Annotated in this window: 23 protein-coding genes and 1 pseudogene; 7 read left to right on the top strand and 17 right to left on the bottom strand. The window is 71.4% G+C overall.

The genetic code is table 11. The features are described 5' to 3' along the window. Nucleotides 1–116: 116 nt before the first annotated feature. Entirely contained in the window at nucleotides 117–281 is a 165-nt protein-coding gene (locus KDL01_RS11950; RefSeq protein WP_212528502.1) for a hypothetical protein, read from the top strand. Between the two features lie 335 nt (nucleotides 282–616). On the opposite strand, the gene KDL01_RS11955 is transcribed toward KDL01_RS11950, so the two are convergent. Together KDL01_RS11955 and KDL01_RS46765 are read right to left on the bottom strand one after the other, a co-directional pair. Further along, on the bottom strand, nucleotides 617–1018 hold the full coding sequence (locus KDL01_RS11955; RefSeq protein ID WP_212528503.1) for a hypothetical protein: 402 nt from the start codon (nucleotides 1016–1018) through the stop codon (nucleotides 617–619). Then, nucleotides 1007–1123 (bottom strand): annotated as a pseudogene (locus KDL01_RS46765) (IS701 family transposase); the annotation flags it as partial. The gene KDL01_RS11955 and the pseudogene KDL01_RS46765, both read right to left, overlap by 12 nt. A 255-nt stretch (nucleotides 1124–1378) precedes the next feature. Here KDL01_RS46765 and KDL01_RS11960 point away from each other — a divergent pair. Further along, a complete protein-coding gene (locus KDL01_RS11960) occupies nucleotides 1379–2047 on the top strand; it encodes a hypothetical protein (protein ID WP_212528504.1) in 669 nt (222 codons plus the stop codon). Between the two features lie 203 nt (nucleotides 2048–2250). Here the strand turns inward: KDL01_RS11960 and KDL01_RS11965 are convergent, their stop codons facing one another. Beyond that, nucleotides 2251–2664: a S24/S26 family peptidase gene (locus tag KDL01_RS11965; protein ID WP_212528505.1), complete on the bottom strand. Its 414-nt coding sequence runs from the start codon at nucleotides 2662–2664 to the stop codon at nucleotides 2251–2253. Between the two features lie 159 nt (nucleotides 2665–2823). Here KDL01_RS11965 and KDL01_RS11970 point away from each other — a divergent pair, with 159 nt between their 5' ends. After that, nucleotides 2824–3276 (top strand): hypothetical protein, encoded by a 453-nt coding sequence (locus KDL01_RS11970; protein ID WP_212528506.1) that lies wholly within the window; start codon nucleotides 2824–2826, stop codon nucleotides 3274–3276. Here the strand turns inward: KDL01_RS11970 and KDL01_RS11975 are convergent. From KDL01_RS11975 to KDL01_RS12030, 12 genes are all read right to left on the bottom strand, one after another. After that, nucleotides 3254–3823, bottom strand: a complete 570-nt coding sequence (locus KDL01_RS11975) for a YbhB/YbcL family Raf kinase inhibitor-like protein (RefSeq protein WP_212528507.1) — start codon at nucleotides 3821–3823, stop codon at nucleotides 3254–3256. The genes KDL01_RS11970 and KDL01_RS11975 overlap by 23 nt on opposite strands. Before the next feature lie 11 nt (nucleotides 3824–3834). After that, on the bottom strand, nucleotides 3835–4260 hold the full coding sequence (locus tag KDL01_RS11980) for a MarR family winged helix-turn-helix transcriptional regulator (RefSeq protein WP_212528508.1): 426 nt from the start codon (nucleotides 4258–4260) through the stop codon (nucleotides 3835–3837). Between the two features lie 96 nt (nucleotides 4261–4356). Further along, complete coding sequence (locus KDL01_RS11985) at nucleotides 4357–4953, bottom strand: HAD family hydrolase (RefSeq protein ID WP_212528509.1); 597 nt, start codon at nucleotides 4951–4953, stop codon at nucleotides 4357–4359. Nucleotides 4954–5112: 159 nt separating this feature from the next. Then, nucleotides 5113–7245 (bottom strand): SpoIIE family protein phosphatase, encoded by a 2133-nt coding sequence (locus KDL01_RS11990; RefSeq protein WP_212528510.1) that lies wholly within the window; start codon nucleotides 7243–7245, stop codon nucleotides 5113–5115. A gap of 298 nt (nucleotides 7246–7543) precedes the next feature. After that, nucleotides 7544–8992 carry an ammonium transporter gene (locus KDL01_RS11995; RefSeq protein WP_212528511.1) on the bottom strand — a complete coding sequence of 483 codons (1449 nt, stop codon included), beginning with the start codon at nucleotides 8990–8992 and terminating at the stop codon, nucleotides 7544–7546. Between the two features lie 273 nt (nucleotides 8993–9265). Then, the gene (locus tag KDL01_RS12000) at nucleotides 9266–10393 is read right to left on the bottom strand and encodes a trypsin-like serine peptidase (protein WP_212528512.1); all 1128 of its coding nucleotides are present in this window, start codon (nucleotides 10391–10393) and stop codon (nucleotides 9266–9268) included. A gap of 46 nt (nucleotides 10394–10439) precedes the next feature. Further along, nucleotides 10440–11444 (bottom strand): adenosyl-hopene transferase HpnH, encoded by a 1005-nt coding sequence (gene hpnH / locus KDL01_RS12005; RefSeq protein ID WP_212528513.1) that lies wholly within the window; start codon nucleotides 11442–11444, stop codon nucleotides 10440–10442. 9 nt (nucleotides 11445–11453) lie between these two features. Further along, nucleotides 11454–12986: a 4-hydroxy-3-methylbut-2-enyl diphosphate reductase gene (gene ispH, locus KDL01_RS12010; RefSeq protein WP_212528514.1), complete on the bottom strand. Its 1533-nt coding sequence runs from the start codon at nucleotides 12984–12986 to the stop codon at nucleotides 11454–11456. Beyond that, on the bottom strand, nucleotides 12983–14983 hold the full coding sequence (shc, locus tag KDL01_RS12015; RefSeq protein ID WP_212528515.1) for a squalene--hopene cyclase: 2001 nt from the start codon (nucleotides 14981–14983) through the stop codon (nucleotides 12983–12985). The genes ispH and shc overlap by 4 nt, the downstream gene beginning before the upstream one ends. 26 nt (nucleotides 14984–15009) lie before the next feature. Further along, on the bottom strand, nucleotides 15010–16083 hold the full coding sequence (locus KDL01_RS12020; protein ID WP_212528516.1) for a polyprenyl synthetase family protein: 1074 nt from the start codon (nucleotides 16081–16083) through the stop codon (nucleotides 15010–15012). Continuing rightward, nucleotides 16080–17486: a hydroxysqualene dehydroxylase HpnE gene (hpnE, locus tag KDL01_RS12025; RefSeq protein ID WP_212528517.1), complete on the bottom strand. Its 1407-nt coding sequence runs from the start codon at nucleotides 17484–17486 to the stop codon at nucleotides 16080–16082. The genes KDL01_RS12020 and hpnE overlap by 4 nt, the downstream gene beginning before the upstream one ends. Continuing rightward, nucleotides 17483–18439 (bottom strand): phytoene/squalene synthase family protein, encoded by a 957-nt coding sequence (locus KDL01_RS12030; RefSeq protein WP_212528518.1) that lies wholly within the window; start codon nucleotides 18437–18439, stop codon nucleotides 17483–17485. Before KDL01_RS12030 ends, hpnE begins: the two co-directional genes overlap by 4 nt. Before the next feature lie 153 nt (nucleotides 18440–18592). Between KDL01_RS12030 and KDL01_RS12035 the strand changes: the two genes are divergently transcribed. After that, complete coding sequence (locus KDL01_RS12035) at nucleotides 18593–19240, top strand: hypothetical protein (protein ID WP_212528519.1); 648 nt, start codon at nucleotides 18593–18595, stop codon at nucleotides 19238–19240. A gap of 49 nt (nucleotides 19241–19289) precedes the next feature. On the opposite strand, the gene hpnC is transcribed toward KDL01_RS12035, so the two are convergent. Next, entirely contained in the window at nucleotides 19290–20174 is an 885-nt protein-coding gene (gene hpnC / locus KDL01_RS12040) for a squalene synthase HpnC (protein WP_212528520.1), read from the bottom strand. A 53-nt stretch (nucleotides 20175–20227) separates the two neighbouring features. Continuing rightward, entirely contained in the window at nucleotides 20228–21610 is a 1383-nt protein-coding gene (locus tag KDL01_RS12045) for an aspartate aminotransferase family protein (protein WP_212528521.1), read from the bottom strand. A 262-nt stretch (nucleotides 21611–21872) separates the two neighbouring features. Here KDL01_RS12045 and KDL01_RS12050 point away from each other — a divergent pair, with 262 nt between their 5' ends. From KDL01_RS12050 to KDL01_RS12060, 3 genes are all read left to right on the top strand, one after another. Then, a complete protein-coding gene (locus tag KDL01_RS12050; protein WP_212528522.1) occupies nucleotides 21873–23090 on the top strand; it encodes a S1C family serine protease in 1218 nt (405 codons plus the stop codon). A 126-nt stretch (nucleotides 23091–23216) separates the two neighbouring features. Beyond that, nucleotides 23217–24368: an acyl-CoA dehydrogenase family protein gene (locus KDL01_RS12055; protein ID WP_212528523.1), complete on the top strand. Its 1152-nt coding sequence runs from the start codon at nucleotides 23217–23219 to the stop codon at nucleotides 24366–24368. A gap of 164 nt (nucleotides 24369–24532) precedes the next feature. After that, nucleotides 24533–25666 (top strand): DUF475 domain-containing protein, encoded by a 1134-nt coding sequence (locus KDL01_RS12060; RefSeq protein ID WP_212528524.1) that lies wholly within the window; start codon nucleotides 24533–24535, stop codon nucleotides 25664–25666.

The following is a 25666-nucleotide window of genomic DNA, read 5'->3' on the forward strand; positions in this document are numbered from 1 at the left end:
CAACTACTACGGCGACCACGACCTGTGGCGCGAGCCGCAGGCGGACGACTCCGACACGACCGCCGCGGACTACTGGGCCGCCGAGCACCGGCCCGTGTTCGAGGCCGCGGCGCCCGGTGCGAAGATCCCGCCTGCGCGCCGTCCTGTCCGCCGCCGGCTTCGAGGTCGACCGCGATTTCCCCCACCTGCGCGGCGACACCACCGTCTCCGACGAGCCCTTCCTCACCCTAGGCCGCCTGCGCCCGGTCGTCGTCGAGGACCTCCTCGTGCTGCTGTACTGATAGAGTATTCTGATTTGATGCCGCGTCAGCGTATTGTCTGCTGGCTCAAGTAATTCAGTGGATATAATCCATGGTTTAGCTGGATCGTTTTAGGTACGGATGCGCAGGGGGAACGGGGCCGGTGTCGCGGGGAGGCCTCTCCGGAGGGTGAGGCGTCGAACGCGGGCGCGCGGAGGGCGCGCGGCGCGGCGCGCTACCGGCGTATCGCGTGGACCAGCTGACAGACACGCAGATGGCCGTATTCGTGCGCTATCAGGCGACGTAGCCGGGACGAGCCGGGCCGCGCAGCGGCGAAGGGGAGGCGTTTTCCTCAGCGATTGGCCCGGTTTCGCGGACTAGTACGCAGTCGGACTTCGTGATCTGACACCGGGTCGTGCGATGAGCGCGTAGCGTAGGCGGTGGTAGTGCCAGAGGGCTCGGGCCTGATGGCCTCGGCGCCAAGTGGACCAGGCGAGACAGTCGCCTACATCTGTGTTCCTGCGGTTTTGTCCGGGCAGCAGGGCGGGCAGGAGCCGCTGGAGTTCCGGGACGGTCAGCGCGATCATGCCGCAGTCTTTCGGCGCGGGCTGCTCGTCGTACTCGGGCAGCACGGGGGCCGGGTGCGTGGTCCTGGCCTGGGCGGCGGTGACGGCCGGGAGCGCGTAGGCCGCCATCACGAGGGTGACGTGGCGTTTCCACGCCCGGTAGCCGCGCACCTGGGTTCCGTCGAGGCAGGTGGCCTGCTTCGAGTTCTGCACGTACAACTCCCGATCGGCCAGCCCGTGCCCGAGCGGTGTGGCGTAGGTCGCGTAGACCGCGACGACGGCGTTCTCGATGCGTCCGGCGGTGCCGGTGTACTGTCGGCCCGCCCGCCCTTACACGCGCGGCGCAGGCCGCTCCGTATTCAGCTTGCGTCACACGATGACGATCAGTGCGGCTGCTTGTGCGCCAACCTTCTACCGGCCTCGATAGCCGAGGGGGCCCTCACGGCTCACCACGACTGACGGGGCACCAGGCGCGGAATGCGTGCGCGCAATCGGCCCCGTCGGAGCGGACTCGAATGGCCGTCCACGCCGTAGTCAGTGGCGGATGTTGGAGAATTCCCCAGGGACTCGGAGGTGGCGATGACATCGGGAAACGGGCTTGCGGAACTGCTGCGTACCGTCGCGACGCCGACGCTGCGAACATATGGATTTAAACGGGACAAGAACTACTACTACCGTTTCAACGACACCGGTGACGAAATGGTCGTGTGCTTCGACAACGCCATCGGAGCCCCGCCCGGCACGCCGTACGGCCCCGCCACGGAGATCGGTGCCGGCTACTTCCCCCGCTACTTCCTCGAAGACCTCCGCACGAGGTTCAAGGGAAAGAACCAGGCACCGCATTGGACCATGGCCCTGTTCTACTGGCGCGTGATCGCGCCGACCGAAGTCTCCTATGCCTCCGGTGGCGGGCAACCGTGGGATGAATGGTGGGCACTGGGCGAACGCACCGCGGACAGCGGCCGGGTGCTGGCCGGCATCCTTACCGAGAACGTACTCCCGTGTCTGGCACGGCTCGAGCCGCTCGAAGCCCAGTGCGCTGCCGCGGGCGGGACCGGGCCCGACGCGTTCACCTTCAGCGGCAGTTGGCACGGGCCGGTCTACGCGAGACTCGGCCGTGCCCCGCGCGCGGAGGTCGAGGCCACCCTCGTCTCGCTCGCGCCCGTCGGCTTCGACCAGGAAGACGTCGCACGGTTCACCGAAAGCATCCGCGGTCGGCTCGATGCGATCTACCCAGAGTAGGCCGCCTCACGTACTGGAGTAGATCAGCGGCAACTCCCCACCGCGCGTCCTGGACCAGTCCGAACGATGGCAGAAGTCGCCATCAGGCCCGTGCCCCCCGGCTCCACGACCACCTACGCTACGCGCTCATCGCCCAACCCGTGTCAGATCACGAAGTCCGACTGCCGTACTGGGTCTCGGCCGGCCGTCAGCGTATCTCCTACTTATCGCAGTGTGCTGGCGCGTCGAGAGCCCACTTCTGCGGAGGCGCTGGTGGGTTCGCTCTGTGTGTTCGCGGCGCGCACCTTGTCCAAGGAGTTGGCCCGGGGTACGCCCTCCACGGCTACGCAGATCCCGAACACGCGGTCGTGGCTCGTCCAGCCGTTCACGCGCCCGCGATTGTTGCTGATCTGCACCCGCTTCCGGGCCGGATCCAGGGACGAGACCAAGTGTAGATATACCGTGCCGGATACGCGGGCGAGGACGATGTCCCCGACCTCGAGCTTCGCGGGATCGACCGGCGCCACCACTACCGACTGCCGGCTGCGTATCAGTGGGACCATGGAAGAGCCGGTGGGCTTGAACTCAACGGTCGCTCCAGCCGCGATTCTGTCCGCTACTGCCTCCAACATGCCCATGCCCACAGCGTGGCGGGTCAGCCGAGGCGGCTCAACTGAGTTTCGAGTACGGGTGCGCAGGGGGAGCGGGGTTGGTGTCGTGGGGAGGCTTCTCCGGAGGGTGAGGCGCCGGACGCGGGCGGGTGGAGGGCGCGTGGTGCGGCGCGGTAGCGTCTGCGCGTGGACGAGCTCGCAGGTGGGCAGACGGCCGTGTTCGTGCGGTATCAGGCGACGCAGCCGGGGCGGACCGGGCTGCGTAGCGGCGTGTTCGGGCTGGTCAACGGGCTACACAAGCGAGGCGAGCTGACGCCCGAACAGGCCGAGTTCCGCCGGGTGGGCAACGCCTGGTACCACGCCCATCTGAGCGATCCCGGCGCGCTCGCGCCCGAGGTCTACGACAGGGCTCTTCATCCGCGGTCCTCAGCCTGGTTCAAGGAATCGGCCGTCGAGATGATCGAGCAGGTCGCCGGATATCTGGAGATCCTGGATGCGCACGGCGTGGCTTGGGAGTTGGTGCGCAGCACCGACCCGGGGGAGATCTTGTACGAGGACGTACACCAGGTCATCGCCGAGCCGCGTCAGGCGGTGCCGTCCGCCGGAACCGCGCCGCTCAGGTCGTCCGGGTGCCGGTGAGTGTTCCGGAGGCCAGGACGTGTCCGGCGAGGGCCGACGGCACGGCTTGCATGTCGGGGACGTCGGCGAAGTCGACGGCGGTGTCGAGGGCGTAGAGGTGGTAGCGGTAGCGGTGTGTGCCGTGGCCGGGAAGCGGCCTGGGACCGGCGTACTTGGCCTGGCCGCGGCGGTTGGGGAGGAAGTGGAAGCGCGGGTCGTCCGGGGTCAGGGCGCCCTCCGGAAGGCCGCCTTCGGTCGCCGGGAACGCGGCGATCGTGTGGATGCCGGGTACGGCGCCGGGGTTGTCGAGGTCTTCGAGGACGAAGACCAGGCCCTTCGTGCCCGCGGGCAGGGCGCTCCAGGTGAGGGCGGGGGAGATGTCCTGGCCGATGAACTGGCCGCAGTGCTTGGCGGGCACGACCTGGCCGTCCTGGAACGCCGGCGACGTCAGAGTGATGCGATGATCGGTCGCGAGCTCGGGGGCGTTGGCAATGCTCGCGGTCTCGTCGGGGCGCTTGTTGCGCAGCAGCCGGCCGACGGGGAGCAGCAGGGCTTCTATCGGATGCATGGTGGTCCTGTTCAGGAATCGGCGATGCGGAGCAGGAGTGGGGCGATCCGGAGGAGGTCGGCGCGTTCGGCGGCGGTGAGCTCGCCGAGTCGGGCGTTGAGCCAGTCCTGCCGGTGGCGGCGCGAGGCCGTGGACGCCTGCTGGCCCTGTTCGGTCAGGGCGAACACGACTTTGCGCCGGTCTTCCGTGTCGCGGGACTTGGTGATGTACGCGAGTTGTTCGAGCCGCCGAACCGTCTGGCTGATGGATCCGAGCGTGACCTTCGCGGCCGCGGCCAGGTCGCTCAGGCTCATCCCGCCCTGCTTGTCGAGGGTGATCAACACGAGGAGCGCTTCCTCGGAGACCTCTCCCTCCACCCGCTCGGAACGGAATCGGCTGTAGAGCCGTACGGCCGCGCGTCGCAGTTCCGCGCCGACCTCGTCGATGTTCTCGGGCACCGCGCACCTCCAGTTGCTTAGTAGACCATAGCATCTGCTTAGTAGTACTAATCAAATCGAGCGCGTGCTGAACCGGCTGACGGCGCGCCCTGCGTTCTACTGCAGTGCGTCGCGTAGGTCGGTGAAGGTGCGGAAGTGGATGGCGGGCATGCCGAGGGCGCGGGCGGCGGCTACGTGGCCGGGGGTGTCGTCGACGAAGAGGCAGTGGGTCGGGTCGACGCCCACGGTGCGGGCGGCGGCCTGGAAGACGCGGGGGTCGGGCTTGGCGAAGCCCAGGTGGGAGGTGTTGACGACGAAGTCGGCGATGTCCTCGATGCCCTGATTCCGAAGGTCGTCCTCGAGGCGGGTGGTGGCGTTGGAGACCAGGGCGACCGGCATGCGCTCGCGGGTGCGGCGGAGCAGGGCCACTACCTCGGCGTCGACGGGCGGCAGGACGGCCGACCAGGCTGCCACGACGCCTTCGGCTGCTGATATGCCGTGGTCGCGCGCGAGGGCGGCGGTGACGTCGGCTCGCCACTGCGGGTCGGTCGTGCCGCCGGTGATGGCCGGGATCAGGCGCTCGGCGGCGAACGCGGTTGCGGACAGGACGCCGGTGGGCAGGCCGTGCGCCGCCTCGATCTCGGCCATGCTCGGCCAGTGCCGCACTACGCCGTCGACATCACAGAGCACCGCTTGGATCTTGGTTCCGGTCATGCGGGGAGCTTATCCGGCGGGCTGATCGCGTGCGGTGGGTGTGGTGGGTGCGGTGGGTGTGGTGCGATCCGGCGATGCGATGCGATGCACAGCACAGCACCACACCACGTTCGGCCGCCCCCGCGCCCGTCACGCCCCGCGCCCATCAGCCCCCGCGCCTCAGCACGGCAGCGCGAGTTCGAACCAGACGCTCTTGCCGCCGGTCGTGTGGCGGGTGCCCCAGCGGTGGGAGAGTTCCTTGACCAGGTGCAGTCCGCGGCCGCCGTCGTCGTCGTGGCCTGCGGCGCGCAGCCGGGGGACCTCCTCCGAGGCGTCGTAGACCTCGCACAACAGGGTCCTGTCACGCATCAGGCGGACGCTGATCGGGCCGTTGGAGTACAGCAGCGCGTTGGTGACCAGTTCGCTGGCCAGCAGCTCCGCGGTCTCCTCGAGCTCGGCCAGGCCCCAGTCGCTGAGTGTGCTGCGCACGGCGCGGCGGGCCCGGGCCACTGCGGGCAGCTCGGGCTCGACCACCCACTGCGCGGTCGCGGTGGACGGGACGCCGCGCACGCGGGCGATCACCAGTGCGGCGTCGTCCATGGTGCGGTCGCCGCGCAGGCCGCTGATGACGGTGTCGGCGATGGCCTCCAGCGGCAGCGACGGGTCCTTGATCTCGCGGGCGAGGTCGCTCAGGCCGTCGTCGATGTCCCGGCCGGGCGCGCGGCTCTCGACCAGGCCGTCGGTGCACAGCACCAGCAGGCTGTCGTCCTCGAGCTCGATGTCGCGGCTCTCGAAGGTGTGCCCGCCCACGCCCAGCGGCACGCCCGGGGGCAGCTCGATCAGCTGCGGCGGGCCCTGGGCCGGGACCATCAGCGGCGGGATGTGCCCGGCCCTGGCCATCCGGCAGATCCGCGTGGTCGGGTCGAACACGGCCACCAGGCACGTGGCGAAGAGTATCTCGCCGTCGCCCAGGTGCTCGGCCAGCTCGTCGAGGTGGTGGAGCACCTCGGCCGGCTGCAGGTCCAGGCTGGCCACCAGGGTGCGGGTGGCGGTGCGCAGCTGGCCCATCACGGCGGCGGCGCGCACGCCGTGGCCCATGACGTCGCCCACCACCATCGCCACCCGCCCGCCGCGCAGGCCGATCACGTCGTACCAGTCGCCGCCGACGCCGGTCAGGTCGCTGGCGGGCAGGTAGCGGTGGGCCACGTCCACACCGGTGTGGTCGCCCGAGTCGGCCGGCAGCAGGGCGCGCTGGAGCATCAGGGCCGTGTGCCGCTCGTGGCTGTAGAGCCGGGCGTTGTCCACGCACAGGGCGGCGCGGGCGGCGAACTCCTCGCCCAGCACGGCCTCGCCGCCGGAGAAGGGGCGCCGGTCCGGGCCGCGGGTGAACATCGCGATGCCGAGCACGGCGCCGCGCGCGACCAGCGGCACCACCAGCATGCAGTGGCCTACCAGCAGCGGCGCGGGGGAGGGGTCGGACTCGGGCCACAGCTTCTGCGTGGCGGCCTGGTCCAGCGCCGGCAGCGTACGCGGCCGGCCGGAGCGCAGCACCTGGCCGAACACCGAGTTCTGGCCGTGCACCACGGTCTGGTCCACCGGCAGCAGCGCCTCGAGCGCCGGGTCCTGGGCCCGGGCGGCCACCCGGCGCACCCGCACCTCGTTGTCGGGGCGGGCCATCGGCAGCTCGAACTCGTCCACCACGGTCTCGAGCAGCGCCACCGACGCGGTGTCGGCGAATCGCGGCACGGCCACCGCGAGCAGCTCCCGCGCGGTCTGGGACATGTCGAGGGTGGTGCCGATCATGGTGTTGGCCTCGGTCAGCAGCTGCACCCGGCGCATCATGGCGACGGACGCGGCGTGCTCCTGGAACTGGCCGATCGCGGCGAGCGCGGCCTCGGCCGTGCCCAGCGGCGCGGGCTTCGCGGCGGGCGCGGACTGCCCGACCCGGTCGGTGACGACGATCAACGCCCCCGGACGGCCCCGTCTGTCCTGGATCGGCTGCCAGCCGCACTCCACCGGATGCACCAGGCCGTCGGCGTCGAGCAGGGGGAGCGAGCCGGACCAGCTGCGGCCGGTGAGCACGGTGCCGAGCAGCTCGTCGAGGGCGGAGCGGTCCTCCGGCCGTACCATCAGGGTCCGCATACGTCGCCCGCAGGCGCGGCCCGCGGACAGCCCGAACAGTGCCTGCGCACCGCGGCTCCAGCTGGTGATCCGTCCGTCCGTACCGACGGTCAGTGTGGCCGGCCACGGACGCTGCGGGGCTGCCGGGGCGGTTTCACCCCCGAACGCCCTGTTCCAGGGTGTTGCCCCCATTTCGAGCTCACTCTCGTTGTCCAGGTGGGCGGTCGGAAGTATACCGTCCTGTCAGGGTCGTGAATCAAGGGAGGCGGGCGAATTCGCAGGTGACCGCGGCCCTGGGACCGCCGCATAGGGCCTGTCCTCGCCCTACCCTGGCCACTCGGCGCACATGCGGGCGCGGTGGGGGCGCACGGAGGCTCGCGACGGCGTCCGGGGTGGTGCGCGCCGCGAAAAGCGCCCCCGCCGTGCCGAGGCGTACTCGGCACGACGGGGGCGCTGAGGGGCGCCGAAGCGCGCGACGGCGCGGGGTGGATCAGGGTTCGGAGACGGGGACCTCGGCCGCGTCGGCCTCGATCGCCGACGCCGGTGCGCCCGCGGTGACGGGCACGAGTCCGGCCGAGCTGAGCGAGTCGCTCGGATAGACGACCTCTTCGTGGATGGCCAGGTCCCCGGTTTCCAGTACGGAATCGGGGAGTCTGAGTTTGACGAACAACCCGACGCCCTTGAGGATCAGGAAGGTCATCAGCGCGGTCCAGCCGATCACCGTCAGCGCCGCGCCGGCCTGCACTTCCAGCTGATGCCAGGAATGCGAGCCGTAGAGCAGGCCGGTGACCGAGAACGGTGCCGTCTTCGTATCCTTACCCAGATACACCAGGACGTTCGGATCGGCGAAGATGCCCACCAGCAACCCGCCGCACAAACCCGCGATACCGTGCGTGTAGACCACCCCGAGGGTGTCGTCCACCTTCGCGAAGAACCACTTCTTGGACAGCTTGTACCAGCTGAGCCAGACGATCGCGGAGGTGATCGCGCCCAGGCAGATCGCGCCGAGGCCGTTGACGTAGCCGGCCGCCGGGGTGATGGTGACCAGGCCCACGATCATGCCGTTGATCGAGCCGAGCAGCGTCGGCTTCTTCGACGGGCTCCAGAACATGTCCATCAGCAGCCACACCAGCAGCGCCACCGCGGTGGCCAGGTTGGTGTTGACCACGGCCTCGGCCGCGTCCGCGCCGGCGAAGTACGGGTCACCGCCGTTGAAGCCGTTCCAGCCGAGCCACAGGATGCCCGCGCCGGTCGCGCACATCAGCAGGTTGTTCGGCGCGCCGTGTTCTCGGTCCTTCTTCAGGCGCGGCCCGATCACGGCCGCCGCCACGAAGCCGGCCGTGCCCGCGGACAGGTGGATGACGTAGCCGCCGGAGTAGTCCACCGCGCCGAGGCCGGCCCAGAAACCGCCGCCCCACAGCATGAACGCGTCCACGGTGTACACCAGCGTGGTCCACAGCGGGACGATGATCAGCCACGCCTTGAAGCTCATCCGGCCGATCACCGAGCCGAGCCACAGCAGCGGGGTGATCGCGGCGAAGACGAACTGGAAGTAGAACAGCGCCGACTCGGAGAAGTTGAACGGCGGCATCAGCCCATTGAGGAGCGGGACGTTCGCCTGCGCCTCCTGCCCGGCCCCGAGCGAGGTGCGGGGCAGGCCGACGAAGCCGCTGGGGTTGCCCGAGGCAGTGGTCTTGATCCAGGGACTGCCGAAGCCCATGTTGAACGCCCACAGCGCCCAGACCAGCAGCACCAGGGAGAATGCGCTGAACGCCATCAGCATCGTGTTGACGGCCCATTTCTTCTGCACAAGCCCGCCGTAGAGCACGGCCAGGCCGGGCAGGCTCATCAGGCCCACGAGCGTCGCGGCGGTCAACTGCCACGCCGCGTCGCCCGAGGAGTACCCGGTGGAGGGGTACGGGATGTAATCGAGGTGCACTGTGCGCTCCGTTCGTCATGGCGTGGAGAACGTAGGGCAGGCCGACGGCCTTCGTGCGAGCTGCGAAAACCGTGTGCACACGGGCATTTCCGCAACGTTGCGCGCACCTTGGCAGCGCGCCGTGACGCGGCGGTGGCGGATCTGTTTCCGGCCCGCTACGAAAGGCGCAGGGTTGTTACGTTCCGGGAAACCGGGGTGGAATGCCGCGATCCGGCGCGTAGGCGGTGTCTTCAAGCCGGCGCCGGGGCCGCGACGCCGGCTTGAAGACGCGGCCTAGCCCTTCGACTCGGCCTGGGCCAGCAGCGAGCCGACCCAGTCGCTGAAGTACGAGGCGTAGGTGACGTCCGGGGTGTCCCCGCCCGCCTCGAAGCCGCCGATCACGCCGACGACGGTGCCGAGGCCGGTGTTCGCGTCCACGTCGCGCAGGAACGGGCCGCCGCTGGTGCCGCCGGGGTAGTTCTGGCAGTCGAACTGCAGCTGCGGGGTCGTGAGCGACGGGTCGGACACCTGGGTCGTCATGTTGGTGCAGGTGATCGGCTTCTCCGTGTCCTGCGGGTAACCGACCACCTGGGTCAGCCCGGAGTAGGCCGGATCGAGCTGGAGCTGGTCGCCGCCGACCACGTCCTGGATCCGGGTGTTCGAGCCGGACTCGTGCACCACCAGGAAGGCCACGTCGTAGTCCGGGTCCTCGCTCGAGGCCCACTGCGCCGGGACCACCACGTCCGCGGGCGTCCACACGCCGTACGGGTCCTGGCCGTCGTGGTAGTCGGGCACGAAGGCCAGGTCGGTGTACGCGCCGTTGGTGTCGTAGACGCAGTGCGCGGCGGTCAGCACGATGTCGCCGTGCGGGCTGTTGATCACCGAGCCGCTGCAGTAGTGGCCCTGGCCCTGGACCGAGCCGTTGGACGCGCTGAACAGGGCGCCGATCTGGGGGGAGCCGCCGAACGGGGAACTGGCCAGCGGGTCGGACACGGCCATGGGGGAGCCGCCGGCCAGCACGGCCTGCTCGGCCTGGTCCCCGCTGCCGCCGGGCACGGGGCTGGGCAGGGCCGGGGTGGCGGCCAGGCCGTCGGCGGCGGTACCCGAGCCCGCCTGGGCGCTCGCGTTCGCCGTGCCGAGCCGTCCGGCCCAGTACGAGGCCGCGGCGTCGGCCGCGGCCGAGGGGATCGGGATCACCCCGCCGTTGGACTGGGCGTACGCGCCGCCGGGCCCGGCCGCGGCAGGCCACAGCAGCACCGCGGCGACGACGAGGACCGCCGCTCCGGTCGCGGCCAGTCCGAGGGAGCGCCTTCTGGCTCCCTCGTGCCGAACTCGGCCCATGGTCAGGTTCCCGCCGTCCGAGGAGTGTTCAGCCGCGACCGCGCACCGGCGCCCGGCGGCACGGATCACGACAAAGGCCATGATCCCCGCTGCCGGGCGCCGGCGCCAGATCCGACACCTGAATTACTCAGAAGCCCTTCGCGGCGCGGATGGACTCCCTCAGTGAACCCACGGTGGCGAGCACGGCCGAGGGCTCGTAGCCGCAGTGCGCCATGCAGTTGTCACAGCGCGGGTCCTTGCCGCGGCCGAACTTCTCCCACTCGGTGGTCTCGATCAGCTCCTTGTATGTCTTCGCGTACCCGTCGTTGAGCAGGTAGCAGGGCTTCTGCCAGCCGAACAGGGAGTAGGACGGAATGCCCCAGGGGGTGCACTCGAAGTCCTTCTTGCCCTCCAGGAAGTCCAGGAACAGGGGCGAGTGGTTGAACCGCCACTTCTTCCTGCGGCCGTCCGCGAAGGCCTTCTTGAACAGCTCCCTGGTCTGCTCCACGCCGAGGAAGTGCTCCTGGTCCGGGGCCTTCTCGTAGGCGTAGGCCGGAGAGATCATCATCTGATCGACCTTCAGGTCGTCGTTCAGATAATCCATCACGTCGATCACGGACTGCGCGGTGTCGGTGTTGAAGAAGGTCGTGTTGGTGTTGACCTTGAACCCGGCCTCACGCGCGATCCGGATGCCCTCGACCGCCTCCTCGAAGCCGCCGTCCTTGCACACCGACTCGTCGTGCCGCTCCTTGAGGCCGTCGATGTGCACGACCCAGGCGAAGTACGGGGAGGGCTTGAACTTGTGGATGTGCTTCTTGATCAACAGGGCGTTGGTGCACAGGTAGACGAACTTCTTCCGCGCGATCAGCTGCCGGACGATCTCGTCGATCTGAGGGTGCATCAGCGGCTCGCCGCCCGCGATGGAGACCATCGGGGCGCCGGACTCCTCGACCGCGCCGACGGCTTGCTCCACCGGCATGCGCTGCTTGAGGATCGAGGCCGGGTGCTGGATCTTCCCGCACCCGGCGCAGGCCAGGTTGCAGGCGAACAGCGGCTCGAGCTCGACGATGAGCGGGAACTTCTTGACCCCCTTGATCTTGTTCTTGAAAAGGTAGGTGCCGATCTTCGCGGACTGGCGCAGTGGAACGCCCATGATTCCCCTCTAGATTCTCTTCGTCGACGGCAACGCGGGCATCGGGGGGAGGGAGAAGCGGTAGGTCTCCTCGATCCCTGCGGGCTCCTCGCGGCGGATCGGGCCGAGCGCGGCGAGCGCGTCGACCACCGCCTCCACCAGCTGTGCGGGCGCCGAGGCGCCCGCGGTGATCCCGATGACGCCCGCTCCGGCCAACCAGTCCGGGTCGATCTGCTCGGGGCCGTCGACGAGGTACGCCGCCGCCCCGGCCCGCTCGGCCACCTCCACCAGACGCAGCGAGTTGGAGGAGTTCGGCGAACCGATCACCAGCACCACGTCCGCTTCGGCGGCCACGTCGCGGATCGCGCGCTGCCGGTTCGTGGTCGCGTAGCAGATGTCCGAGCTCGGCGGTTCGCCGATGCCCGGGAAGGCGGTGCGCAGCGCGTCCACGACCTGCGCGGCCTCGTCCTCGGCCAGGGTGGTCTGCATCAGGTAGGCCACCCGCTCCCGGTCCGGCACCTCCAGTGCCTTGGCCTGCTCCGGCGTCTCCACCAGGTGGATGCGCGGGCTGGCCGGATCCGGGTCCTCGCCCATCAGTCCCTCGGACTCGTCGTGGTGCGGGTGCCCGATGAACACCACCGTGTTCCCGTCCCGCAGCGCCCGCCGGGCCTCGGTGTGCACCTTGGCCACCAGCGGGCAGGTGGCGTCGACCACGGCAAGGCCGCGCGCGTCCGCCTCCAGCCGCACCGAGGGGGCCACGCCGTGCGCGGAGAGCACCACCGGCACCCCGTCGGGCACCTCGCTCAGCTCCTCCACGAAGACCGCGCCGCGCCGCTCGAGGTCGGCCACCACGAAGGTGTTGTGCACGATCTGGCGGCGCACGTAGACCGGCGGGCCGTAGCGCTCGAGCGCCTCGGCCACGATGTCGATGGCCCGCTCCACACCCGCGCAGAACGAGCGCGGCGAGGCCAGCACCACGCGCCGCTGCGGATGCGCCGCGGCGCCCCAGGACTCGAACGCCGCCACCATTCGGGTCAGGGTGCGCAGCGCGGCCCGGCCGCGGCTGAGCGTGGCCGGGTGCCACAGGCCCGTGCGCGCGTCGTCCACCACCACCCGTGCGGTGGCGAACGGCGCGTCGGTGAGCGTGCCGAGCACCGAGGCCTCCATGTCCACGGCGAGGTAGCCCTCCGCCGCGAGCCCGGCCCTGGCCTTGCCGTGCACCACCCGGTCGCTGGTCACGGTCGGGCCGAGGTGGATGCGCACGTTCCGCGGCAGCACCCGGCGCAGCGCCGCGGCCAGCAGCGGGGCGGCCGGGCAGCGCACCACGGCGCCGTCCGGGCCGTGCACCTCGGTGGAGACGACCACGTCGCCGGAGCGCACCTGCGGGTCGAGGCCGCCGGCCACGCCCGCCAGGACCACCGGAGCCCCGTCGCGCGGAAGCACCCGGGCGGCGCGCCCGGCCCGCATGCCCACCTGGACCACGCCCGTCTCGAGACCGGCCCCGCGGCGCAGCGCCCGGGCCTCCAGGGCCAGCGCCGCCGCGACCGTCACCGGCGCGCTCATCGGCGCTCCAGGCGGTCGAACTGGGCACTGTGCTGCTGATTCACACTGTAAAAGTGTACGGCGCGACCCAGCGCGGTCAGCGGAAAGACAAGCCGGTAGAGGTGGTAGTTGATGTAGAAGTCGCCCGGGAACCCGGTGCCGGTGAACAGGTCCTCGTCCCAGGTCCCGTCGGTGCGCTGAGTGCGGGTCAGGTACAGCACCCCGCGGTCGATCGCCCCGCGCACCTCGGCGCTCGCGCCGCTCGGATCCTCGGCCAGGGCCAGCAGCGCCAGCAGCGACCAGGCGGTCTGCGACGCGGTCGACTCCCCGCGCCCGATCCAGGCCGGGTCGCCGTACGAGCGCAGGTCCTCGCCCCAGCCGCCGTCGGCGTTCTGATGCTCGATCAGCCACCGGCTGGCCCGGCGCAGCGCCGGATGCCCGGCGCTGACCCCGGCCGCGGTCAGCGCCGGGACCACCGCGCCGGTGCCGTAGACGTGGTTGGCGCCCCAGCGGCCGAACCAGGACCCGTCCGGCTCCTGGTGGTCGAGCAGCCAGCGGATCCCGCGCAGCGCCCGCGGGTCGTGCGGCCGGCCCAGCACCGCGTACGCCTCCACGATGTGCGCGGTCACGTCCGCCGAGGGCGGGTCGATCACCGCCCCGAAGTCGCAGAACGGCAGCTTGTTGATGAGCGTGCGGGTGTTGTCCGCGTCGAACGCGCCCCAGCCGCCGTCCTTGCTCTGCATCCCGCCCATCCAGGCCGCGCCGCGGTCCATCGCCGCGCGGATGCGCCGCTCGCGCACCGGCTCGCCGTCGGGGTTGCGGGTCCGTTGCAGCGCCAGCAGGATCTCGGCGGTGTCGTCGGTGTCCGGGTAGCCGCTGTTGGCGAACTCGAAGGCCCAGCCGCCGGCCGCGAGCTGCGGACGGCGCACCGCCCAGTCGCCCTTGACCGTGATCTCCTCGCCCAGCAGCCAGTCCGCGGCGCTCACCAGGGCCGGATCGGAGGCGGGCACGCCCGCGTCGTAGAGCGCCACCACCGCGAGCGCGGTGTCCCACACCGGGGACTGGCAGGCCTCGAGCCGGCGCATCGGCCCGTCCGGACCGTCCTCGCGCACCAGGAAGCCCTCGAGCCCGGCCAGCCCGGCCCGCATCACCGGGTGGTCGAGCGAATAGCCCATCAGATCCAGCGCCATCATCGAGTAGACCCAGGGCGGCTGGATCCCGCCCCAGCCGCCGTCGGCCTCCTGCCGGGCGATGATCCACTCCGTGGCCTGGCGCAGCGCGGAGCGGCGCACCGAGCGCAGCGGGCGCCGCTCGTAGCGGTGCAGCAGCCGGTCGGCCCGGCGGAAGAACGCGGCGATCCGGTCCTCGTTCTCGGGCGGCTCCGGGATGACGCCGGTGCGCAGCTCGTCCACCCCGAACGGCAGCGGCCGGCAGGGTTTGAAGTGCCACATGATCGTCAGCGGCACCACGGTCTGCCGGGCCCAGCAGCCCCAGTCGTAGACGTTGAACGGCACCTGGGGCGGCAGGAAGATCAGCTCCGGCGGCATGGCCGGGAGCCGGTCCCAGTCCCACAGCCCGAACAGGGCCAGCCAGATCCGGGTGAACACCCGGGTGGCCTCCACGCCGCCGTTGGCCCGGATCCACTCCGCGGTGCGCGCCATCTCCGGGCCGGCGATCTCGTCCCCGGCCAGTTTGAGCGCCACGTAGGCCTCGACCGTGGTGGACAGGTCCGCGGGGCCGCCGTGGAAGGTCGCCCAGGTCCCGTCCGCGCGCCGCTGGGACCGGATCCAGCGCGCACTGAGCTCGATCGTGCGCGGGTCCCCGATGCCGAGGAACTCGCGCAGAAGCAAGTCCTCGGCGTCCATGGTGACGTTGGTCGCCAGCTCCCCCTTCCACCAGCCGGCCGGATCCTGCAGCCCGAGCAGATGCTCGCGCGCGGCCTCGGCAGCCTGATGCGCCGCCTCGGGCAGGCCCGGGGGGCGGCCGGTGTCCACCGGCCGTTCCGCAATCGCAGTCATGTCAGCGTGCCTCCTCGGCACGCCCCTTACCACGTCCGCGAGAGAAGAAACCTGGTGACTTCAGCGAGATCGGCGAGCGCGCGGGGGTGCGGCGCCAAACGGTCCAAGCGAGCTAAGGCCTCACGAGTGTGCAGGTCGGCGCGGTCCTGGGTCCAGGAACGACCCCCCGCCTGCTCCACCAGGTCGGCCGCGAGCACAAGATCGGCGTCGCTCAGGTCGCCCTCGGAGGCGAGTACCGCGCGCAGCCGGGCGCTCGCCGCGCTGCCCGCGGAAAGGGCCGCGACGACCGGTGCGGAACGCTTGCGGGCGTAGAGATCGGCGGCCACCGGCTTGCCCGTGGTGCCCGTCTCGCCCCAGATTCCGAGCAGATCGTCCACCAGCTGGAAGGCCATGCCGAGATGGTGGCCGTACTCGGCCAGCAACTGCACCTGCCCGCTCGCGGCGCCGTACGCCTGCGCACCGAGCGAGGCGCTGAGCGAGAGCAGGCTGGCGGTCTTGCCCGCCTCCATCTCCAGGCACTGATCCACCGTGGCCGCGTCGTTCCCGGCCAGATCGAGGTCCTCGCTCTGGCCGGCGATCAGCCACTGCACCGAGGCGCCCAGCGACGCGATCGCATGCGGGCTGCGCTCGGTGAGCACCTGGAAGGCCAGGGTCTGCAGGGCGCAGCCGGCCAGCAGGGTCTGGTCCACGCCGTAGACCGTCCACGCCGTGGGCCGGTGCCGCCGGGTGCGGTCGCCGTCCATGATGTCGTCGTGCAGCAGGGAGAAGTTGTGGATCAGCTCCACCGTGCACGCCGCGTCGAGCACCGCGGGCTCGTCACCCTCGGCCCCGACCGCCCGGGCGCCGAGCACGGCCAGGGCCGGGCGCAGCGCCTTGCCGCCGGCCCCGGCCGGGTCGGGCGTGCCGGCCGCGTCCTGCCAGCCGAAGTGGTAGCGGGAGATCCCGCGCATCGTCGGGTGCAGCGCGTCAAGGCGCCGCTCGAGCTGCGGGTCCACCAGCTTCTTGATCTCGGCCAGGATCTCGGCGGCGCCACGTGCGGCCACCGGGGTGTCCGTCTGGGCCCCCGCGAGGGTGTCGGTGCCGCCTTGCGTCTCGCTCAAGCCCGTGCTCCTGTCCGATGCCCGTTCGCTTTCTCCCACTGTTCTTGCGCAACCCGGGCCGCGTTAATCCCACTGCGCACCGCGCTTTCCATGGTGTCCGGCCAGCCGGTGGCGGTCCACGCCCCGGCCAGCAGCACACCGGGCGCCGCGGTCGCCGGCTCGGGGCGCAGCCGCGCGCTGCCCGAGGCCTGGCGGAAGGTCGCGTGTTTCTCCCGGGTGACGAAGAACTCCTGCACCGTCGCGCCGCGGGCGCCCGGCAGCAGACGGGTGAGTTCGTCCTCGAACAGCGCACGCAGCTCGGCCACCGGCTGCTCGATGTAGCGCTCCGCCGCGGAGACGGTCACCGCGACGTAGTGCCCGCGGCCCGGCAGCCCGCTCGGCCCGGTCCGGTCGAAGATCCACTGGGCCGGGGAGTCCACCCCGGCCAGGAAGGGCTGCCCGTCGAGCACCGGCCGGTCGTAGCGCACGTGCACGTTCAGGATCGGGCTGTGCCCGAGCCCGGCGAAGGGCGTGGGCAGCTCGGCCGGCAGCAGCGCGGCGGCCGCGTCGTGCGGCACCGCGAGCACCACCGCGTCCGGACGGGCGGACTCCTGCTCCCCGTCCCGGCCGCGCAGCCGCACGGTGCGGTCCGCGTCCACGGACAGCACCTTGGTCGCCTCGCGCACGGTCACGCCCGCCGCCTCCAGCGCCGTACGTGCCCGCACGTCGTGGATCTCGCCGAGCGGCACCGCGGCGTAGCCCAGGTCGGCCCCGCGCGAGTCCTCGAGCAGGCCGGTGCGGAAGACCTTGGCGGCCAACGCGAGTGACGCCGCGTCGGGATCGATGTTGAGCGTCGCGGTGCTGATGACCGACCAGAGCCGGTCCACCGCCGCCGTGCTCTGCCCGTGCTTGCGCAGGAAACCGCCGAAGCCCTGCTCGTCCACCCGCGCGTCGGCCGGGTCGGTGCGCCGCAGCGCCACCGCCGCGCGGCCCAGCGGCACCCGGTCGCGCCACCCGAGCAGCCCGTACCCGGCCAGCGAGCCGGCCAGGTGCAGCGGGGCCGGCGCACCGGTGCGCCGCAGCCGGGCCGAAGCGCCGTCGGGGGAGCGCAGCGGGATGTCGAGCCGCTCCTGAAGCACCGTCAGGCCGGTCTCCGGACCCGCGCCGAGGCGTTCGAGCAGGCCGCGGTAGGCGGTGCAGCAGCGCAGGAACACGTGCTGGCCGTTGTCCACGACCAGGTCCCCGCGCCGGTAGGAGGTGGCCCGGCCGCCGAGCCGTGGCCTGGCCTCGGCCACCGTCACCCGCCAGCCGCGTTCGGCCAGCACCAGCGCCGCGGTGATCCCGGCCAGGCCGCCGCCGACCACCAGCGCGCTCGGCGCGTCCCCGTCGGCCTGGATCCGGGCGGAACCCGCCGGCCGACTCATCGGCCGCGCCGGGTGTCGGCGGAGCCGTCGGACGAGGCGGCGGGCGCGGCGGCGCGGGCGCTCGAGCGCGGGGCGAACGGCCGGGGCGCGAGCGCGCGGGCCGCGACCGCCAGCTTGGTCGAGGTCGGCACGGACATCCGGGCCCCGAAGGTGGCCTGCGGGTCCGCCGCGATCTGCCCGAGCAGCGCGTGGTAGATGCCGGAGAGCGCGCCGCAGCACCCGCGCGAGCGCCAGTCCAGCAGCGGCAGCAGGTCGAGGCCCTCGGCGTAGAGCGCCTGCGCCCGCGCCGCCTCGAACCGCAGCGCCGCGGCCAGCCGCCCGTCCTGCGGGTCGAGCGTCCCGTCCTCGCGCAGCACGAGCTCGCACCCGTGGGCGTCGAGCGTCTCCTGCGGCAGGTAGACGCGCCCTCCCTGCAGGTCCTCGCGCACGTCGCGCAGGATGTTCGTCAACTGCAACGCGAGGCCGAGCCGGTCGGCGAGTTCCTCGGTGGGCTTGGGATCGGTGTGCAGCGCCGGCGGATTGAACACCGCGAGCGAGAGCCGCCCGATGGACCCGGCCACGTTGCGGCAGTAGAGCGAGAGCTCGTCCCAGGTCTGGTAGCGGGTGCCGACCTGGTCCATCTCGCACCCGTCGACGAGTTCGCCGAAGCACCCCAGGTCCAGCGGATAGCGCCGCGCCGTGTCGGCCAGCGCGACCAGGACCGGATCCTCCGGGAAACGTTCGGGATTCTCCGCCTGGCGCCGGGTCTCGGCCAACCCCGCCAGCTTCTGATCCATCGGCAGGTCTCCGTCGCCGATGTCGTCCACCCTTCGGGCGAACGCGTAGATCGCCGAGAGTGCGCGCCGTTTGGGTCCGGGCAGGAGCCTGATGCCGTAGGAGAAGTTCTTCGCCTGACTCCCGACGATCTGCTCGCACAAGGCGTAGGCGGCTGCAAGCTCTGTACTGCTGGTCACCCGGGCATCCTACGCCGTGTGTCCCCGGCGTACGGCGCGTCCAGCACGCCGGATCGGCCGATTACGCCAGTTGACCGCCGAACGGTCGTTCGAAGTCGGGGCGCCGGTGGAACTCGCGTGACGCGGTGCCCGGCGGTGCGCGATCCTGCCGCGGTGAGCACTCTGCGCCCCGTCGCCGCACTCGACTCCGGCGATCCCGTCCCCTGGTGGCCGGTCCCGTCCGACGCCCCGTTCCGGGTGCTCGTCCTGGACGGCCGGACGCCTCCGCTCGAGATCGGGGCCCTCGTGGGGCAGCTGGCGCGAGCTTGCCGGCCGGAGAGCGCGCCCGAGGATGACGCGCGAGTCTCGGCCGCTCAGGCCGTGGGGTGGATCCTGGCCGCGGGCGAGGAGTGGCCGATGGTCCCGGGCGGTCTGCGGGTCGAGGACGGGGCGGGCGTCCGCATCGATCCGGGCTGCTGCGCCGACCTCGACGACTGGCGGGAGCGGACCGGATTCCGCGACCGCAGCCCGGCCTGGTGGCTCGGCCACGACCCCGACCCGTGGGTGGAGTACCGCGAAACCGGCCTGCGGGTGCATCCCCGCGGCGGCCTCGAAGCCCCCGGCGCGAGTGAGCCGGCCTCGTCCGGATTCGTCGAGTTCTCCTACGGCGAAATGCCCGGGGCCCTGGAATCCGTGCGGCGCGACCTGCTCGCCTTCCTCGACGCGCTCGGCGACTGGGCCCGAGGGGTCGTACCGGACCAGGCCGCCGCGCTGGCGGCGGCCCTGGACCAGCGGATCGGGATCGGCCCGCCGCTCGCGTGAGCGCCGGGCCGATCCGCGGCCGTCTGCTGCCAGTCGGGCGGCCCGGCGCCTACCGCTTGCGCCCGGCCAGCACGCCCAGGGCCGCGCGGACCACGCCCTGCTTGGTCGTCTCCGGCGCGCCGGCCAGCACGTCGTAGTCGATCTTGCGCAGGGCGCTGAGCGCGGCGCGGCCGCCGGCGACGTAGCCGATGACGGCGGGCCTGGCCCAGCCGCGCAGCCGGCGGGTGAGCGGGACGCCCTTGCTCAGCATCACCGCGGCCCGGCCGGCCTCCCAGCGCAGCAGGGCCTTGAGATCCTCGTCGGAGTGCGGGAAGTCGAGCTCGTCCTCGCGCACGCCGAACGCGGTCAGGTCCTCGCGCGGCAGGTAGACCCGGCCGTTGCCGCGGTCCTCGGCCACGTCCTGGATGTGCTCGACGATCTGCAGCCCGGTGCACACCGCGTCCGAGTCGGCCACGTTCTGCGGCGTGGCCTGCCCGGCCAGGTGCAGCACCACCCGGCCCACCGGGTTGGCCGAAAGGCGGCAGTAGGAGACCAGCTCGGCGAACGTCGCGTAACTCGTCTTGTACTGGTCCATCAGGTTCGCCGCGACCAGGTCGTGGAACGGCTCGATCGGCACCCGGCCGTCCGCGGTGATGCGGGCGAGACCGCGCACCGGGTCCAGCTTCGGCGTTCCGCCCGAGGCCAGCCGGCCGAGGTCGGCGTCGACCTCGCCCAGCGCGGCCACCCGGTCGCCGGTGTACTCGTCGCCGATGTCGTCGACGTAGCGCGCGAAGACGTAGAACACCGCCAGGTCCTCGCGCACCGCCTTGGGCAGCATCTTCAGGGCGACCGGGAAGTTCTCGGCCGAAGCCTGCTCGGCCGCCTTCGCGGCGAAATAGGCAGGATCGTCGGTGCGCGCGGGCGCCGGCTTCGGCTGGGCCGGTTCTATCGTCACTTCGTCCTCTTCGTCGAGGTGGACGTGATTACGCACGGGCACGGAGGACGTGCTCACCCCCGCCGCACCGCCTGCGTCACCAGCGTGCGCCCGAAGTCCCACATGAGGCCGGTGCCCTTGTGGGCGTCGCGCATCACGTCGTCGAAGGCGGCGAGGAAACGTTCCACCTCCACCTCCCCGATCGTCAAGGGCGGCAGCAGTTTGATCACATCGATGTGGTCGCCGGAGACCTGGGTCAGGATGCGGTGGCGCTGGAACAGCGGGACCACCACCATCTGCGCGAACAGGCCCTTGCGCGCCGCCTGCAGGGTGTTCCACCCGGCCTTGAGCTTGAGCGAGCGCGGCTTGCCGAATTCGAACCCGATCATCAGGCCTCGGCCGCGCACCTCGGCGAGCATCTCGTAGCGCTCGAGCCGCTCGGCCAGCTGCTCGCGCAGCAGCGTGCCGATCCGCTCGGCGTTCTCCACCAGCTTCTCGTCCTCCATGACCTGGAGGGTGGCCAGGCCGGCCGCCATCGCCATGGCGTTGGAGCCGAAGGTGGAGTCGTGCACCAGCACCCGGTCCATCGAGGAGTAGACCTTCTCGAAGATCCAGTCCTTCGCCAGGGTCGCGCCGACCGGCACGAAACCGCCGGACAGGGCCTTGGCCACGGTGACGATGTCCGGCTGCACGTCGTCGTACTCGTACGCGAAGAAGCGCCCGGTGCGCCCGACGCCGGTCTGCACCTCGTCGCAGATCAGCAGCGCGCCGTGGTCCTTGAGCAGGTCGTGCGCGGCCCGCAGGAACCCGGCCGGGGGCTGGTGCACGCCCTTGCCCTGGATCGGCTCGATCAGCAGCGCCGCCACGCCGCCCCGGCGCAGCTCGGCCTCGAGCGCGTCCAGGTCGCCGAGCGGGATGCGGGTGTCCGGCAGCAGCGGCTCGAACCCGTCGCGGAACTCCGCCGCGCCGTTGACCGAGAGCGAGCCGGTGGTCAGGCCGTGGAACGCGTGGTCGCAGTACAGGATGCGCGGACGGCCGGTGGCGTAGCGGGCGAACTTGATCGCCGCCTCCACCGCCTCGGTGCCGCTGTTGCCGAAGTAGACCCGGTCCAGGTGCGGCGCGCGCGCCAGCAGCTTCTCCGCGAGCAGGCCGGCCAGCAGCGGCGAGTCGAACTGGACCATGTCGGCGAGGTCCGCGTCGAGCACCTGGTGCAGCGCGGAGCGCACCACCGGGTGGTTGTGTCCGACCCCGTGCACGCCGAAGCCGGCCAGGAAGTCCAGGTAGTCGTTGCCCTCGGCGTCATACAGATAGGCGCCCTCGGCCCGGGTGTACGTGCGGTCGAACCCGATCGCGTGCAGCATCCGGGGCAGCTGCGGGTTGAGCATTCGCCCCTGCAGTCTGTGGCCCTCCCCGGCCCGCTCGCCGAGCAGCCGTCCGAGGTCGAAGCCCGTGTCCATATATGCCGACCCTTCTCGCGCCTGTTACATCTGTGCGCCCCCTACCCATACGGGGCCCGACGTAGACGGTCACGTTTGGATATACCTCCTCGCGCCCGGTCTGAGCAGATGGTAGCTATACGTGCGACGCGCCGGGGTGCCTTCGCGCTCTGAGCCCCGGCGCGTCGCACACCCGCGTCGCCAAGCGGTCCTCGGCCAACTCTTAGCCCCCTCCATGAGCAGGTCTCAGCGGCCTCTCAAGTTGCCCGGGGATGGTCGGACCATGACCGAGACGCCGCAGCACCCCGCCACGCCGAACCCGCAGCAGCCGCAGCAGCCTCACCCGCAGCACGCGCAGGCGCCGCAGCAGCCGCAGCCTCAGCAGCAGCCGCCGCACTACCCCGCCGGAGCCTGGGCCCAGCCCGTCCCGCACGCCGGCGCGGCCTTCGAGAAGCCCGTGGTCACGGCCGACACCGGCGAGTACGCCTGGGCCGCCAACCCGGACGGCACCTGGGGCGGCGACGGGAGCCAGCTGCCCCCGGCCCCGCCGGAGCACGCGGCGGGCGGCGGCAAGCCCAAGCGCGGTCCGATCAAGCTCGGCATCGGCCTGGTCGCCGCGATCGCGATCCTGGCGGCGGGCGTCGGCGGCGTCTCCGGCGCGGTGTTCGACCACAGCCAGAACAGCTCCTCCTCGGTGAGCGTGGTGACCGGCTCCAACAGCTCAGACACCACGACCACGGTGGGCGCGGTGGCCAAGACCGTGCTGCCGAGTGTGGTGAAGATCACCGAGACCACCAACAGCGCCGAGGGCATCGGCTCCGGCATCGTGGTCTCCAGCGGCGGCCTGATCGTGACCAACAACCACGTCGTCGCCGACTACGTCTCCGAGGGCGGCACGCTCAAGGTGACCTCGTACGACGGCAAGACCTACGACGCCAAGGTGGTCGGCTACATCGCCGCCGACGACATCGCCGTGATCCAGGTCGAGAACGGCCCGACCTGGAAGGCCGCGACCTTCGCCGACTCCAGCCAGGTCCAGGTCGGCGACCAGACCGTCGCCATCGGCTCCCCGGACGACCTGCAGAACACCGTGACCAGCGGCATCGTCTCCGCGCTCAACCGCACCGTGTCGGTGACCGAGTCCACCACCGAGGGCCAGGGCTTCAGCGGCAACGGCGGCTTCCCCGGCTTCAACTGGGGCCAGGACACCTCGACCACGGTGACCTACTCCGCGATCCAGACCGACGCCTCGATCAACCCGGGCAACTCCGGCGGCCCGCTGCTCAACTCGGCCGGCGAGGTGATCGGCATGAACTCCTCGATCTACTCCTCCTCCTCGAGCTCCTCGTCCGACTCCTCCTCCGGCTCGGTCGGCCTCGGCTTCGCCATCCCGTCCGACAAGGTGGTCCAGGACGTCAAGAAGATCGAGGCGGGCCAGGGCGACTCCAGCTCGACCAGCAGCTCGAACAGCAACTCGAACAGCTACTCCGGGACCTCCTGATCCGCGGACGGGCGGGGGCCCGCGGATTCGCGATACCTTGAGGGCGCGTGCCCGGGAGACCCCCGGCTCGCGCCCTCGAGTCCGTTCCCGCCCACGACCTGGGCGGCCCGTCACGTCGGAGTGACCATGGATGCCGCACGCCGCGCCCTGCTGCCCACCGAAGAGGCCGAGGCGCTGCTCGAACTGACCGGTGAACTCGGTGCCAGGGAACTCGCCCCGCGCGCCGCGGCGGCCGAGGCCGCCGGCGAGTTCCCGCGCGACGCCTTCCGCCTGCTCGGCCGCTCCGGACTGCTCGGGCTGCCCTACGCGGAGAAGTACGGCGGCGCGCAGCAGCCGTACGAGGTCTACCTGCAGGTCGTCGAGGAGCTCGCCCGCAACTGGCTGGCCGTGGGCCTCGGCGTCTCCGTGCACACCCTCTCCTGCCACGCGCTGGCCGAGTTCGGCACCGAGGAGCAGCGCGCCCGCTGGCTGCCGGACATGATCGGCGGCGAACTGCTCGGCGCGTACTGCCTGTCCGAGCCGGGCCACGGCTCCGACGCGGGCAACCTGATCACCAGGGCGCAGCCGGTGGACGGCGGCTACCGCATCGACGGCACGAAGGCCTGGATCACCCACGGCGGCGAGGCGGACTTCTATACCGTGCTCGCGCGCACCGGCGAGGAGGGCCCCAAGGGGATCAGCGCGTTCCTGGTGCAGGCCGGCGCCGAGGGCCTGAGCGCGGCCAATCCGGAGCACAAGATGGGCATGCGCGCCTCCACCACCGCGCAGATGCGGTTCGAGGGCGTCGTGGTGCCCTCGGAGCGGCTGATCGGCGAGCCGGGCCAGGGCTTCGAGGTCGCGATGCGGGCGCTGGACTGCGGCCGCCTGGGCATAGCCGCGTGCGCGGTCGGGCTGGCGCAGGCCGCCCTCGACGCGGCCACCGCGTACGCGAAGGACCGGATCCAGTTCGGCAAGCCCATCATCGAACACGACGGCGTCGGGTTCCTGCTGGCCGACATGGCCACCCGCACCGAGGTGGGACGGGCCGCCTACCTGGTCGCGGCCCGGCTGCGGGACAAGGGCCTGCCGTTCGCCCGGCAGGCCGCGATCGCCAAGCTGCACTGCACCGACGCGGCGATGCAGACCACGATCGACGCGGTGCAGGTGCTCGGCGGCGCCGGCTACACCACCGACTTCCCGGTGGAGCGGTTCCTGCGCGAGGCCAAGGTGCTGCAGATCGTGGAGGGCACCAACCAGATCCAGCGGATGGTCATCGCGCGCTCCCTTGCGCGCGGGTGACCCGAGACGGATCCGAAGCAGAGGCAAAGGCTGACGAATCGTCAACCGCGATACCCTCGCACCCCTCTGAGACCCTTATCACGGCGCTAGGCGCGGCTCAGGCCGGGTATGTTACTGCCAGTCAGTAATCGGCCAAGGCCTTGAGCACACCTTAGGCGGCGCAGATGATACGAGGTGCGAGCGGTACGCGCGTGTTCGGCTTCGCCCACGCGGTGGCGGTGGCCGCCCTCGTCGGCGGCTACGTGGTGGGCGGCGCCCAGGGCCTGACCGTGGTGGCGCTGCTGGGTGTGCTCGAGGTCGCGGTATCCTTCGACAACGCGATCGTGAACGCGACGATCCTGGCCCGGATGGACCGCTACTGGCAGCGGATGTTCATGACCGTCGGCGTGGTGATCGCGGCGATCGGCATGCGGCTGGTGCTGCCGCTGATCATCGTGGCGATCGGGGCGCACCTGGTGCCCTGGCGCGCGGTGGACCTGGCCTACTCCGATCCCACCCGCTACCACGACCTGCTGCTCGCCGCCCAGCCCGGCATCGCCGCGTTCGGCGGGATCTTCCTGCTGATGATCGCGATCGCGTTCTTCCGCGAGGAGCGCGACGTGCACTGGTGGCCGCCGGTCGAGCGCAGGCTCCCCGCGCTGCTCGACCACCGCGGCGTCCCGCAGGTGGTGGCGCTGGCCTTCACCGCCGTCGCGGGCGTGACCGTGCCCGGCCAGATGCGCGGCAAGGTGGTGCTCGGCTGCCTGCTCGGCCTGGTCTGCCACCAGGCCATCAAGCTGCTCTCGGACCAGGTGGCCGAGCGCGCGGACGCCGACGGGGAGTCCCGGCCGCGCGCGACCGTCCAGGGCCACGGGGCGCTGCTGCTGTTCATCTACCTCGAACTGCTCGACGCGACGTTCTCGATGGACTCGGTCATGGGCGGCTTCTCCGTCACCGTCAACATCGCCCTGATCACCCTCGGCCTGGCCATCGGCGCCGGATACATCAGGGCGCTGACGGTATACGTGGTGCGCCGCGGCACGCTCGAGCAGTACCGCTACCTGGAGCACGGCGCGTACTACTCCATCGCGCTGCTCGCGGTGCTGCTGCTGTGGGAGGTCTGGCGCGACGTGCCGGACTGGATCACCGCCTGCACCGGCGCCTTCGTCATCACCGCCGCGTGGCTCACCTCCATCTGGGCCGCCAAGCGCCAGCAGCGGCGCGAGGCCGAGGCGGACCTTGACGCACCCGAGGCCGAGATCCAGAGCCTGCTCTCCCCGCCCGGCCAGCAGGCGTCGAAGGGCTCGAACGCGGCCTGA

It is taken from the genome of Actinospica durhamensis, assembly GCF_018139695.1.
Taxonomy (GTDB): Bacteria; Actinomycetota; Actinomycetes; order Streptomycetales; family Catenulisporaceae; genus Actinospica; species Actinospica durhamensis.

What these genes read in the sequence shown, in the direction of transcription:
- KDL01_RS12000 (WP_212528512.1), bottom strand. Translation starts at nt 10,393, where the DNA reads ATGGCCTTTGTCGTGATCCGTGCCGCCGGGCGCCGGTGCGCGGTCGCG.
- KDL01_RS11975 (WP_212528507.1), bottom strand. Translation starts at nt 3,823, where the DNA reads ATGCATCCGATAGAAGCCCTGCTGCTCCCCGTCGGCCGGCTGCTGCGC.
- shc (WP_212528515.1), bottom strand. Translation starts at nt 14,983, where the DNA reads ATGACTGCGATTGCGGAACGGCCGGTGGACACCGGCCGCCCCCCGGGC.
- KDL01_RS11965 (WP_212528505.1), bottom strand. Translation starts at nt 2,664, where the DNA reads ATGGGCATGTTGGAGGCAGTAGCGGACAGAATCGCGGCTGGAGCGACC.
- KDL01_RS12050 (WP_212528522.1), top strand. Translation starts at nt 21,873, where the DNA reads ATGACCGAGACGCCGCAGCACCCCGCCACGCCGAACCCGCAGCAGCCG.
- KDL01_RS12045 (WP_212528521.1), bottom strand. Translation starts at nt 21,610, where the DNA reads ATGGACACGGGCTTCGACCTCGGACGGCTGCTCGGCGAGCGGGCCGGG.
- hpnE (WP_212528517.1), bottom strand. Translation starts at nt 17,486, where the DNA reads ATGAGTCGGCCGGCGGGTTCCGCCCGGATCCAGGCCGACGGGGACGCG.
- KDL01_RS11985 (WP_212528509.1), bottom strand. Translation starts at nt 4,953, where the DNA reads ATGACCGGAACCAAGATCCAAGCGGTGCTCTGTGATGTCGACGGCGTA.
- KDL01_RS12055 (WP_212528523.1), top strand. Translation starts at nt 23,217, where the DNA reads ATGGATGCCGCACGCCGCGCCCTGCTGCCCACCGAAGAGGCCGAGGCG.
- KDL01_RS11990 (WP_212528510.1), bottom strand. Translation starts at nt 7,245, where the DNA reads ATGGGGGCAACACCCTGGAACAGGGCGTTCGGGGGTGAAACCGCCCCG.
- ispH (WP_212528514.1), bottom strand. Translation starts at nt 12,986, where the DNA reads ATGAGCGCGCCGGTGACGGTCGCGGCGGCGCTGGCCCTGGAGGCCCGG.
- hpnH (WP_212528513.1), bottom strand. Translation starts at nt 11,444, where the DNA reads ATGGGCGTTCCACTGCGCCAGTCCGCGAAGATCGGCACCTACCTTTTC.
- KDL01_RS12060 (WP_212528524.1), top strand. Translation starts at nt 24,533, where the DNA reads ATGATACGAGGTGCGAGCGGTACGCGCGTGTTCGGCTTCGCCCACGCG.